General features: G+C 38.2%; 12 protein-coding genes. 7 read left to right on the forward strand and 5 right to left on the reverse strand.

Translation table 11 applies throughout. The annotated features are described in order from the left end of the window. Positions 1-448: 448 nt before the first annotated feature. The gene (locus tag VIK44_RS11420) at positions 449-592 is read left to right on the forward strand and encodes a hypothetical protein (protein WP_331554019.1); all 144 of its coding nucleotides are present in this window, start codon (positions 449-451) and stop codon (positions 590-592) included. 1,021 nt (positions 593-1,613) lie between these two features. Here the strand turns inward: VIK44_RS11420 and VIK44_RS11425 are convergent. After that, positions 1,614-2,255 carry a magnesium chelatase domain-containing protein gene (locus VIK44_RS11425; protein WP_331554020.1) on the reverse strand — a complete coding sequence of 214 codons (642 nt, stop codon included), beginning with the start codon at positions 2,253-2,255 and terminating at the stop codon, positions 1,614-1,616. Positions 2,256-2,548: 293 nt separating this feature from the next. Next, positions 2,549-3,715, reverse strand: coding sequence for an MFS transporter (locus VIK44_RS11430; RefSeq protein ID WP_331554021.1), 1,167 nt, complete (start codon positions 3,713-3,715; stop codon positions 2,549-2,551). A 623-nt stretch (positions 3,716-4,338) separates the two neighbouring features. Here VIK44_RS11430 and VIK44_RS11435 point away from each other — a divergent pair. The 4 genes from VIK44_RS11435 to VIK44_RS11450 all read left to right on the forward strand — a co-directional run bounded on the left by VIK44_RS11435 (position 4,339) and on the right by VIK44_RS11450 (position 7,601). Beyond that, complete coding sequence (locus VIK44_RS11435; protein ID WP_331554022.1) at positions 4,339-5,145, forward strand: methyltetrahydrofolate cobalamin methyltransferase; 807 nt, start codon at positions 4,339-4,341, stop codon at positions 5,143-5,145. A gap of 116 nt (positions 5,146-5,261) precedes the next feature. Beyond that, positions 5,262-5,894 carry a corrinoid protein gene (locus VIK44_RS11440; protein WP_331554023.1) on the forward strand — a complete coding sequence of 211 codons (633 nt, stop codon included), beginning with the start codon at positions 5,262-5,264 and terminating at the stop codon, positions 5,892-5,894. A gap of 36 nt (positions 5,895-5,930) precedes the next feature. After that, positions 5,931-6,908: a uroporphyrinogen decarboxylase family protein gene (locus VIK44_RS11445; protein ID WP_331554024.1), complete on the forward strand. Its 978-nt coding sequence runs from the start codon at positions 5,931-5,933 to the stop codon at positions 6,906-6,908. Between the two features lie 153 nt (positions 6,909-7,061). After that, the gene (locus VIK44_RS11450; protein ID WP_331554025.1) at positions 7,062-7,601 is read left to right on the forward strand and encodes a DUF2284 domain-containing protein; all 540 of its coding nucleotides are present in this window, start codon (positions 7,062-7,064) and stop codon (positions 7,599-7,601) included. A gap of 97 nt (positions 7,602-7,698) precedes the next feature. Here VIK44_RS11450 and VIK44_RS11455 read toward each other — a convergent pair whose 3' ends face one another. Beyond that, the gene (locus tag VIK44_RS11455) at positions 7,699-8,361 is read right to left on the reverse strand and encodes a TetR/AcrR family transcriptional regulator (protein WP_331554026.1); all 663 of its coding nucleotides are present in this window, start codon (positions 8,359-8,361) and stop codon (positions 7,699-7,701) included. A gap of 223 nt (positions 8,362-8,584) precedes the next feature. Here VIK44_RS11455 and VIK44_RS11460 point away from each other — a divergent pair, with 223 nt between their 5' ends. After that, entirely contained in the window at positions 8,585-9,061 is a 477-nt protein-coding gene (locus VIK44_RS11460; protein WP_331554027.1) for a DUF6530 family protein, read from the forward strand. Between the two features lie 49 nt (positions 9,062-9,110). On the opposite strand, the gene argH is transcribed toward VIK44_RS11460, so the two are convergent. Together argH and VIK44_RS11470 are read right to left on the reverse strand one after the other, a co-directional pair. Further along, entirely contained in the window at positions 9,111-10,490 is a 1,380-nt protein-coding gene (gene argH / locus VIK44_RS11465; protein ID WP_331554028.1) for an argininosuccinate lyase, read from the reverse strand. 5 nt (positions 10,491-10,495) lie between these two features. Then, positions 10,496-11,719 carry an argininosuccinate synthase gene (locus VIK44_RS11470; protein ID WP_333783807.1) on the reverse strand — a complete coding sequence of 408 codons (1,224 nt, stop codon included), beginning with the start codon at positions 11,717-11,719 and terminating at the stop codon, positions 10,496-10,498. A 277-nt stretch (positions 11,720-11,996) separates the two neighbouring features. On the opposite strand from VIK44_RS11470, the gene argC reads away from it, so the two are divergent. Further along, positions 11,997-13,037: an N-acetyl-gamma-glutamyl-phosphate reductase gene (argC, locus tag VIK44_RS11475; protein WP_331554030.1), complete on the forward strand. Its 1,041-nt coding sequence runs from the start codon at positions 11,997-11,999 to the stop codon at positions 13,035-13,037. The last annotated feature ends 14 nt before the right edge of the window (positions 13,038-13,051 follow it).

Raw genomic sequence — 13,051 nt, forward strand, 5'->3', positions numbered from 1 at the left:
ACACAAATTATTGTATAAATATTCAAAATATAATATAAACCGATTTCTTTGAGCTAATTATACCATGAAGGTAATTTAAATAAACGAAAAATATTATAATTATAGTATACAGAACGTTGTAAACAGGAGGTTTCAGACCAATTATTAGGAGAAATAATGGACATCTAAATACTCCTGTTGAATAGTGTTTTTTCCTCATATATGAGGAAAAAACACTATTCAACAGGAGCGAGATATTGAAATTATCATGTCTTAAATACGTGTGATTTAATAAATATTCATATGGTAAAAATAGAATCGATTATTAATTTTTCTTTAAGTTATGATATGTTGAAGGAACAATTCAGCGCCATTGGCCGGGGATCTAATGACCCTATGATGATAGTCTAAGTATTTTTTCTGTATCACCTTCCCGATGTCTGGGTTTCTAAACGAGCCCTGACAGATATTGTGTACAGATGGTTTTTTAAACCTGGGCATTAATGATCTGGTTCCCGATGATACCACCATCAGTTATTTCAGAATCAATCGCATTACTGCCGAGCATTTTAAATCATTTTTCACAGAGATTGTTAAAAATTCATTGACCTGACCCTCATAAAAACGAAGCGTTTCATCATCGATTTCCCGGATGTTGCTGTCAATACGAATTACCCCTCAGAAAAAAATAGCTAGAAGTGCTTTCAAAAAGGTAATGAAAGAAGTTTTTAAGTTTAATGAAGCATTAACTACAGAGATGCTGGTGGTATTTAATCAGACATCGATGCAGCCTATGAAAAATCTGACAAGGTCAGTTGACGAAAACATTTTGAGATCATTCAAGAATATTTAGACCTATTATATATCCGGACCTATGATGAATTACAGGACAAGAAAAATATCTGTAAGCCTTCGGGATGTGCTATGTCCTGTTGTTCCAATATGCTAATAACACTAAAGATAAGATTATCAGCTTCGTCGATCCGGATGCAAAGGTTGCTCACAAACGCGTACCAAGATAAAGAAAGGTACAAAAATCATGTCATCATTGAAGAATATAGCGAAATTATCCTGGCATCGGTCCAAACCCCTTTTAACACAGGAGATGCTGATACCTCAGACTTAAAGGGGCAAATATTCATATTACCATGGCAAACATGGCCTCCAATATAATAAGGATGGCTAATTTGTTGTACACTGAAAAAGAAATAGTGACCATTTAAAAGAAAAAGTATCGAAAAGGCACTCAGCTATTTAATATTACAATCTTTTAACAACTTATACCAAAAATTAATTGCTAATCCGTATTTTTCTTTTTAACTTGATGAATATTCATTCATGTTTTTGGTAAATGTTCGATTTTTAACCGTTTTTGGGGGTTTCATCCCCACGTTGTTTATAGAACTAGCCCACATAAAAAAAGCTGTCAGAAAAAACTGTGGTCAATCCATCGTCTAACCGCTAGAATTAAATATAAACGACAAAAAGTAAACAAAAAAATAGAGTGCAATTAAAATTAATTGTCGAACTCTATTTATTACCGAACTTTATTTTTTTCTGATAGCCGCTTTATTTTACATTTAATATGCTAGTATTATCGGCTTGTTTTGCTATATTATTTTTTTTTACTCTCCTCAATAACAAGAAGAGTTATCATTTTGTAAAACCCGTTTTAGTGATAGTTCTTCTGAAAAATCAATGCCTCCACTGGTAATCTTTGGAGTAAGTAAGCTTTTTAAATCAACAATAAAGGGATCAATGATCAGTTCGCCATTGATAAGGGAAACCGCTTCTTTCAGATCCTTCAGAGGAAATATATCCACACCCTGGACAACTGCCGCTTCATATCGATTAGCATAGGGAACCAGAATCTTTTGGATGCCCGCTTTTTTCGCTTCTAAAACCATTGGAAGAATGCCATTTACGCAACGGATATCACCACTCAGGGAAAGTTCGCCAACAATCATATAATCTTCGGGATGATCCCAGGGGAGTTGGTTTGAGGATACCAGGATTCCCAGAGCAATGGCCAGGTCAAAGGCCGGGCCTTCTTTTTTTAAGTCAGCAGGAGCAAGGTTAATGGTAATGCGTTCCATGGGATACTGAAAACCGTTATTCTTTATGGCAGAAAACACCCGATCTTTGGATTCCTTAATGCCGGTATCCGGGAGGCCGACCAGAGCATATGATGGTAACCCTCGTGAAACGTCAATTTCAACCGTAACGATAACACCATTTACACCCATTAATCCGGAACTTTTAATCTGTGATAACATTGTCGTCAACCTCCTTTTTCCTGATTTTAATTATACAGGAAAGAAAGATAAAAATATAGCGAAATATTTTAAGAAATTCAATACCGTTTTTATTTTTGTAGGGGAGATCTGTCAATTTTTGATTTAATAGGATTCGCACTTATATTATTTGGTATAGGATTCACAGTGGTACCTATTCGATCAGTTGATCGCGTTGAAGAATTTAGTGCTGATTATAAAATAGCAATAAAAAGCCTGCCCTTCGACAAGCTTTTTTTATTTTAGCATTTTGTTAAGATTTATTAATATTAAAACTATTCTGGCAAAAGTACATCTGCTTTTTTGAGTTTAATAAGTACATAAGCAATAGCACCAATTGTAAAAGCGGCCAGGCTGAAGTAGAAAGGGAATTTCAATATGCCGGTTTGTCCTAATACGTATGCCATTAAAGCAAAGAAATAAGCGGATGTAAAACCTCCGATATTCATTGATGCTAAAACAATTCCGGATGCAGTTGGAATTTGGCTGGGATGAACTGCCGCACCTAAATCCATGAAGATGGTTGGGACAATGAAACTGAATCCAAAACCGGCTGCAGTTGCTCCAATATACATGAACAGGATTGTGTTTCCAAATCCAATACTTGCCATTGCTATTGCTAAGAGTCCAAGACCAAGAGCAAAAGTATTTTTTTGGAAGATTCTAAAGACTTTGGCAAAAATAAACCCTGCGATCATTCCACCAACAGTAAACATGGTAAGAACTAAGGCTGCATCTGCAGGGCCACCCATGCTCCCGACAGCAATCAGAGTTGACATGTTTACTAATAATGGGTATAAAAGTATCATGATTGCAAAGATTGCGAAAGCAAAACCGTATACGGATGCTGGCATTTTTGGTTTTATTTCACCTGCTGAAGTACATGGGGCTTTTGCGGGTTCTGGAAGAAACAGGATCAGGATAAAAGTGACAATACCAAGACCATGAACAAGGAAAGAATATCCCCAGAATGCTGATGCTGCAATTCCGCCTAATAATTGAAAGAGTATGCCACCAACATTGGCAGCAACATTACCAAAACCCATCATTTGTGCTCGTACCTCACCATCAAAGAAAGCGATAATAAGTGCGGCGCCCAAAGGTGTGACAATTCCAAGACCGATACCAAAGATGGCGCGAACTGCTAATATGGCAAAGAAATCTGTCATGAAATAGGGAGCAATACCACCAAATATGAAGAGAAGCATACCGATGATTAATAGGGTTTTATATTTAATCACATTTCCGGCAAGCCTGCCTGAAATCAATGTTGCCGGTACGGATATAAGCACTGCACCGGTTGAGACCAAAAGCAATGTGGTAAATGAAATGGTCGGAAATGCTGCGGCAATACTTGCAAGTGCCGGGGTGATTGTACCAATTCCCATTTGCACGAAGAAGACCGATAAAACAGCAATTTTTAAAAACGTTTTATTTTTCATGTTTACCTCCAAATTATTTTATTAATTATTTTTAAATTAAAGCCTTTTAAATCTGCGAAACATAAATTTTTGTCAATTTCAAGTTCAGTCATTTATCACCCTTTCTTTTTTTATATTATGAAACCTTATAAAGCATTGAAGCACATATTTAACGACTCTAATTACTTAAAGTTGTTAAGGTGAAATATAACAGCATATCTTCAGAGCCCGAAGGATTTTTCATCATCTTGAGCTTCTGGTCAATGTCATATTTTTAAACGTTTTCATTAAATACTAAGTATTTAATATATAAGAAAGTAATAAGCTATATACAATATTAGTTGCATGTAAACTGTGATTTGATAATAGCATGATAAAAATCTGTTGTCTATAGTTTTTTTAAAAAAAATAAATGAAAAAAGCAATATTTACGATAATATCAGCTTTATAGAGGAAATGTAAAGGTTAAACACTTTAAACTAATGTTATTTACAAAAACATTAGAATAAATATTTTAAAATAATGATTGACATAAACATTAAATAGGATTAAAATTCAGTTATCTTTTAAAAGAGTCAGAAGAATAAATTGCTCTTAAAAAAGTGCAGGAGAAAAAATAAGTTAGAATAGGAGGTAATTGGATATTGATTATAATAGGAGAAAAAATTAATGGTGCGATCCCTTCGGTAGCTAAAGCAATCGTTGAAAAGGACGCTGACTTTATTCGTAATCTTGCTAAAATTCAAACCGCAGCAGGAGTTCAATTCATTGATGTCTGTGCTTCAGTAGAGGATAGCATTGAACTTGAAACAATGAAGTGGTTGATAGACTTGGTACAAGAGGTAACAGAAACTCCGATTGCAGTGGACAGCCCCAATGTACATATCTGTGCAGAAGCCATGAAATTCTGTAATAAACCAGGTCTGTTTAATTCCGTATCATTAGAAGGTGACAAAATTGAGTTGGCATTTTCTGCCATTGCTGACACCGAGTGGGAATGTGTTGCCTTATTAAATAGCGATAAAGGAATTCCTAAAACCGCCAAAGACCGTTTGGATGTATTCGCAGATTTAATGGTAAAAGTGAAGGAATACAACATTGATCCTTCCCGGATGCATATCGATCCTTTAATTGAAATGCTTTGTACATCAGAAGACGGCATCAAAATGGTAACCGACGTCATCAGGAAAATAAAAGAACAGTATCAGACCATTCATGTTACCGGGGCTGTGAGTAACATCTCATTTAACCTGCCTGTTCGTAAAATGGTCAACATGGGCTTTGTCGTCCTGGCAATGAATGCGGGGCTGGACAGTGCCATTCTTGATCCCACCAACCGCGATTTGATGGGTATCATCTTTGCAACGGAAGCACTCTTAGGTGACGACGAATATTGTATGGAATATATCGGTGCTTACAGAGAAGGCATCTTCGGACCTGTAAAGAAATAACAACGAATGAATTCAGAAAATTGCACAGCATAACAAACACAGGACTTTATACTTTGGTGTTGGTTTTTATAAACCATCCACCAGGATGAAAATTAATTAATCAGGAGGAAGAAAGAATGTCAAAAATCGATGAAGTAAAAGCTAAGGTTGAAGCAGGAAAATCCAAGCTCGTACCGGGTTTGGTACAGGAAGCACTGGATGCAGGGAATACTCCTCAGGATATTCTCGATGCAATGGTTGCCTCAATGGGTGTTATCGGAGAAAAATTCTCTACCGGAGAAATTTTCGTACCTGAAATGCTCGTTGCAGCCAAAGCAATGTCAAAGGGTGTGGACGTACTTAAACCACATCTTGCAGGAGATGGTTCATCTAAATTAGGTACCTGTATTATCGGTACTGTTGAAGGCGATTTGCATGACATCGGCAAAAACCTGGTTTCATTAATGATTGAAAGTGCCGGATTCGATATAGTGGATCTTGGCGTTGATGTACCAGCCGAAAAATTTATTGAAGCCATTAAAGAAAATACAAATGTGAAAATAGTGGCATGCTCAGGTCTTCTGACATCGACCATGCCAGCCATGAGAAAAACCGTTGCAGCCATTAACGCCAGCGGATTAACAGGATTCAAGGTCATCGTTGGCGGCGCACCGGTTACACCGGAATTCGCAGCAGAAATTGGAGCTGATGGATTTGCCCTGGATGCAGGTACCGCCGCTGTAAAGGCAAAAGAACTGGCAGCTGCTTAAACTAAAATCTATAAAAAATATACAAGGAGGCCGAATATGTTAACAAAAAGACAGAATTTAATGGAAACCATTAAAGGTGGAAAACCGGACCGGTTTGTGAAGCAATACGAATTTATGAATCTTATCCTCGAAGCACCAATGGGCGCAATGGTTGGTCCGGGTCAGACAATCAAGAATGGATGGGGCATTACATTCACCTGGCCAGAAGGTCAACTGGGCGGTTTCCCGATACATGATGCTGCACACAAGGTATTAAAAGACATTACCGAGTGGAGAAAATACGTTAAAGCTCCTGCCGTTGAAACATCAGATGAAGCCTGGGCACCAGCTGTCGCTCATGCCAATGCGGTTGATCGCAATGAAGAATTTGTAACCGCTTTTGTAGCACCTGGCATTTTTGAAATGACCCATCATCTTATGGGAATGGAAGATGCTTTAATGGCGTTATATGAAGAACCGGAAGATATGCATGACCTGATTGATTACCTGGTTGATTATGAATTAGCCTATGCAAAAGTAATGGTCGATCATATCCATCCCGATGCTATTTTCCATCATGATGACTGGGGCAGCCAACGTTCGTCATTCGTTTCTCCGGAAATGTTTGAAGAATTCTTTGTACCAGCGTATAAGAAGATCTACGGCTTCTATAAAGACAATGGTGTTGAACTCATTGTACATCACAGTGATTCCTATGCGGCTAACCTGGTTCCGGCTATGATTGAAATGGGCATTGATATCTGGCAGGGAGTTATGACAACCAATAATGTTCCGGAGTTGATCAAAAAATATGGTAAACAAATCAGCTTTATGGGAGATATTGACAGTGGTGTTATTGATTTCGCAGGCTGGACACCTGAAATCGTTGCTGAATATACAGAAAAAGCCTGTAAACAATGTGGTAAATTATACTTTATTCCAGGTGCAAGCCATGGCTTGAATTTTGGATGTTACCCAGGCGTGTATGAATCAAATGACGAAGCCATTGACAAAATGAGCAAGGAAATGTTCTAGAGAACAAATCTGTACTTCATTATGCAAATTTATAGCGCTATTCCTATAGGAACCTAATGAGTTTCTAAGTGCGAATGGTGCTATTTTTATCATCTGTAGATGTGTTGGGTATTTGCAAATGCCTGATTAAAAACTTAAGGCAGGAAAATTATTATGATTGAAATATCGGATGTTTTAGATCTGGCAAAAGAAAATGGATTCACTAATGCTGTATCGCTTGAGGTTTCATCGATCCATTTATACCCGGATGTACGAAAAATGTGTGAGGATAATAAATGTCACCTCTATAATACGAATTGGGCATGTCCTCCTGGGTGTGGAACCCTTGTTGAATGTGAAGAAAAGATAAAGAAATATAACCGTGGCGTAATCGTTCAAACAACTGGCGAATTAGAAGACAGCTTTGATTTTGAGGGGATGGAAAACATAAAAAACAAACAAAATTTATGCTTGGATAAATTCATTGATAAGCTGGACAGCCTGCAGATTAAAATGCTGCCTCTTGGAGATGGATGTTGTTCGCTTTGTGAAAAATGCACATATCCGGAAAAGGAATGCCGTTTTCCAGATAAAGCAGTTTCATCCATGGAAGCGTTTGGTATTTTGGTAAGTGATTTGTGTAAATTAAATAATATAAAATATTATTACGGACCAAAGACCTTAACTTATGTTGGGTGTGTTTTATTTGAATAATCTCAGAAATAAAAACGCCGCTGGAATTTATATTCCAGCGGCGTTTTTAGATTAAGTTGTTATCTTAAATTGGATGATTCAAGAATACCGATTATTATTACAAAACAACAAAGTTTTTCTCCATACGCACTTGAATTTTCTTCTCGATTTCAAACGATTCTTCAATTACTTCTGAAATAATATGCTGATCAAGACCCATATTTGACAGTAAAAGGTGGATGCTGGCATTTATGAAATCAATTGAGGAACAGTCAATAAGACCGGCATCATAGGCGAGGTTAGAACCTTGAAAGGCACCCATATTGGCATAGGTAATGAATGAAATCTCAAACTCATTATAGTGGAGACCACAGCTCTTAGCCAGGTTGCGCCAAAAATCATTCATAACAGTCTGCTCTTTATAGATAATATTTTCACTCAATAAATCATAATAAAAACGACTGAAATTCTTATTGACGCGCATATTGTCGTTATGAATCCGCATTTCGACGGCTGTTCGCAAAAGAAGGGTGGTTTCAATATTAGCTTCATCTAATTTTTCTTTCACCACCGTTTTAAGGCAGTCCATGAGTTCATCATACACTTGAATCCCAAGACCGCCTTTTGAGCCAAAATAATAGTTAATGAGGCCAACGTTTGCCCCGGATTCTTTTGCGATCTTCAGGCAGGTGGTGCTGGTATAGCCTTTTTCATAAAATAAACTTTTGGCAGCTTCATATATTTTTTCTTTAGTTTCTTTTCCAACTTTGTATTTTCCCATATTTTCAACCTTCTTTTTTTATTGAGTACATTTAATAAAAAATGCAACTTAAATAATCAATTCACAATAAAATTGCTTGTAAATCTTATCATATTTTTAAAGTAAAAACAAGGATATCAGGTTGGGATAAGGTGTTTTCTTGACAGAAATTTCAAAATATGATAATATCAAGTTAGTGATTTATAAACTTAGTAAATTACTGAATGGAAAAAGGAGCGTGAAAATGAAAATACCAACAACATTAAAGCATAAACCGGTGATTGTCTCAGAGGATTATGATAAAATAGATGGCAGAGATATAAATTCGGATGCAAAAGGTTTGTCGATTGGTTTGGCACAATGGAATGATCGGGGCAAGGTTGATGTGTCAGCAAAAGTGTGGCGTTACACCGGTGAGAAATGGTCGAGACAGTCCGAGGAAATGCCCCTGCATCGCGTCATTGATTTAGCGATCCTGGTATGCAGAACCAAGCAGTATTTTCGGGAAGCCTATCGATACGAAAAATTATATGATGAAAATCAGCCGGAGATTGACCGGATCGCCTTACAGGGTGGTGCCATGAATGTATCAGTATGTACGGACAATCAAATGATTGATGAGGATATAAAGCTGGTGCAACAGGCCCTGGCAAAGGATGATGAGTTAATGGGAGAGCGTTTAGCTCGTTTGGCTGGAATTCTAAGAGAAATGGGATACTAAATGAAATTGGAATGCATAAAAAAAAGCAAGCGTTAGCTTGCTTCGGATCTTAATGCTGAGTCAGCCATTCACGATTGATGGCAATGGCTTTTTTGACTTGTTCCTCGGCAGGACCACCGATAATATTACGCTGATTCACACAGACGTTTAAGTCAATGGCATGGTAGATGGTGTCATCAAAAACAGTTGAAATGGTTTTATATTCCTCTAAGCTCAGATCATCCAGACTTTTCTTTTGATCCAGAGCATAAAAAACAAGTTTTCCAATGATTTCATGGGCATCCCTAAAGGCGACCCCATGTTTTACCAGCCAATCAGCGGCGTCTGTGGCATTGGAAAACCCACCGGCGGCGGCTTTTTTCATGACGGATTTATTAACCGTCATGGTTTTAACCATCTTCGCAAAGGTAATGGCGCAAATACTGATGGTATCATAGGCATCAAAAACCGGTTCTTTATCTTCCTGCATATCTTTATTGTAAGCAAGAGGAATCCCCTTCATGGTGGTAAGGAAACCTAAAAGATCACCATAAACCCGTCCGGTTTTTCCGCGGACTAATTCGGCAATGTCCGGGTTTTTCTTTTGGGGCATAATGCTGCTGCCGGTACTGAATGCATCATCCAGGGTAACAAAATTAAATTCACTGCTGCACCAAAGAATGATTTCTTCGGAAAAGCGACTGAGATGCATCATAAATACAGAAGCGGCTTCAAGAAAATCGATACAGAAATCCCGGTCGGAAACGCCGTCTAAACTGTTCAGTGAAACAGCGGAAAACCCCAGCTCTTTTGCCACTGATTCTCGATCCAGGGGATAGGTGGTGGTGGCAAGGGCCCCGGAGCCTAAGGGAAGGGTATCACTCATATGAAAAACCTGATCCATTCGGATGACGTCCCGTTTAAACATTTCCACATAGGCCATTAAATGATGACTAAAGGTTATGGGTTGTGCTCTTTGGAGATGGGTGTAACCAGGCATAATCGTATCGGTATGATCAACGGCTAAATCCAGAAGGGTCGTGATCAGATCACAGATAAGTGTTTTTGTTTCCAGGGAAATATCTTTCATATAAAGACGCATATCCGTAGCAACCTGGTCGTTTCTGCTGCGTCCGGTATGCAGCTTTTTGCCAACTTCTCCAATGCGTTCGGTGAGAATCGCTTCGACATTCATATGAATATCTTCCATGGCAACAGAAAATTCAATTTTTCCGGCATCAATATCTTCTAAAATATCCAGAAGAGCTGCAATAATACAGTCAGATTCTTTGGGATCAATGATGTTTTGCTTTCCTAGCATCCGGGCATGGGCAATGCTTCCGTAAATATCCTGTTTGTATAAACGTTGATCGAAAGAAATAGACGAATTAAAATCATCGGTTAATAGGTCGGTTTTTTTCGAGAACCGACCTCCCCACATTTTTTTCATTGTGACTATTCTCCTTTTTCTTCTCGGCTCATTCGCATTAGCGCACGAACCTTGAGTGGCAGACCAAAGAGGTGAATAAAGCCTTCAGCATCCTTATGATCATAAAGATCTCCGGTGGTGAAGCTGGCAATTTCGGCATTGTATAATGAGTAGGGAGATTCCACACCGGTAAGGATGATATTCCCTTTATAGAGTTTAACCTGGACAGTACCGGTAACGGTTTTTTGGGTTTCGTCAACGAAAGCGGTGAGTGCTTCACGAAGCGGGGTGTACCATTCGCCGTTATAGGCAAGTTCAGCAAATTTTACAGCTGCCTGTTGCTTAAAACCATAGGTTTGTCGGTCAAGACACATGTGTTCTAATTCTTCATGGGCCTTGTAAAGAATGGAACCACCAGGCGTCTCATAGATTCCACGTGATTTCATACCTACGATGCGATTTTCAATTAAATCAACCACGCCGACACCGTGTCGTCCGCCGATGATATTAAGTTTACTAAGTAATTCACGGCCATTCATCGCTACGCCATTAAGCTTTGTCGGAATGCCTTGAACAAATTCTAAATCAACAATTTCTGCTTGATCGGGAGTTTCTTCAATGGGAGTGGTCATTTGCAATAATTTTTTATATTGTGGCGCTAAGGATGGATCTTCCAATTCAAGACCTTCGTGGCTCATGTGCAAAATGTTTTTGTCACGGCTGTAGCTGTTGCTAATGGTCATTGGAACTTTAATATCGTGAAGGATGCAGTAGTCCATGGCATCTTCTCTTGATTTAATATCCCAGATTCGCCAGGGGGCAATAATTTTCATCTGAGGTGCCAGGGCCCCAATGGTCAATTCAAAACGGACCTGGTCGTTTCCTTTACCGGTAGCACCGTGACAAATGGCTTCGGCACCTTCCATTTCTGCATATTTTACCAGAACCTTGGCGATTAATGGACGTGCCAGAGAGGTTCCCAACAGATATTTTTTTTCATAGATGGCATCAGCCTTTAGCGCCGGCCAACAAAAGTCTTCAACGAATTCGTCGGTGACATCTTCAATATACAGTTTGCTGGCACCGGAAGCAAGAGCTCTTTCTTCCAGACCTTCCAGTTCGTTTTCCTGTCCGACGTCGACACAAACGGCAATGACTTCATAATCGTAGGTGTTTATTAACCATGGAATAATGGTGGTGGTATCTAATCCACCGGAATAGGCAAGAATTACTTTTTTCTTCAATGTTATATCCTCCTGAAAATGATCTATATTTGATTATTGTTTTTTTATTACATGAATTATTATACAATCAAATGATCATAATAGCAAGTATAAAAAGATAATTGTTTATAAAATGTTATAATTATTCATAAATAATGCTTGAATATTCATCAGAGATCTTGTATAATACATAAATAAATATTTTTAAAAATTTACATACTGACAGACATCCATCAATTAATTTGGTAGAATAGGGAAAGCGAAACAAATTTCTTCGTAGTAAAGTCAGGGAAGGAAACAAAAAATGATTAAAGTATCCGTTATCGGAGGAACAGGTTATGCAGGACAGGAGCTCATCCGAATTTTAATGAGACATCCTGAGGTCGAGGTTGTGACAGTGGGATCAAGAAGTTTTGCAGGCCAGAAGCTCAGTGATATTTATCGGAATTATGAAGGACTTACTGATATACTCTGTGAGGTAGCCAATATTCAGGAAATGGCAGAAAAATCCGATGTGGTCTTTCTTGCTTTGCCTCACGGACTTGCATCAAAATTGATTACAGAAGATATACTGAAACAAACCAAAATCATTGATCTGGGTGCTGACTTTCGGCTTAAAGATGCTTTAATCTATGAGGAGTGGTATAATACTGAACATTATAATAAGCCACTATTAAAGGAAGCTGTTTATGGTTTATGTGAAATTCATCGAAATGACATCAAAAAAGCACGGTTAATTTCAAATCCAGGGTGTTATACAACCTGTAGTATTCTAAGTCTTGCACCTTTAATAAAAAATAATATAATTGATGAAAATAGTATTATTATCGATGCTAAATCAGGGGTAACCGGAGCCGGGCGTGGAGCCATGTTGGATTTCATGTACTCGGAATGCAATGAATCGGTTAAAGCTTATAAAATTGGGGAGCATCGTCACACCCCTGAAATCGAACAGGAATTGCAGTTATTTAATGGCGGGGATTTCAAACTATTGTTTACCCCACACCTTGTTCCCATGAACCGTGGGATTCTTGCACTCTGCTATGCCAATTTAAAGACTGACATAACACTGGAAGATTTACAGGATGTGTACAGAGATTTTTATAAGGATGAATATTTTGTTCGTTTCACCGGAGATAAATTGCCTGAAACCCGTTGGGTTAAGGGGTCGAATTTTTGCGACATCGGATTAAAGATCGATCCTCGAACGAACCGAGTGATTGTTGTCGGTGCCATTGATAATCTTATTAAGGGTGCCGCCGGACAGGCCGTTCAAAATATGAATATTTGTTTTGATTTGGATGAAAAAACCGGAATCGACTTTATTACCGATTTCCCCATATAATACAGGAGAGAAAA

This window comes from Acetobacterium sp., assembly GCF_036508315.1.
Lineage (GTDB): Bacteria > Bacillota > Clostridia > Eubacteriales > Eubacteriaceae > Acetobacterium.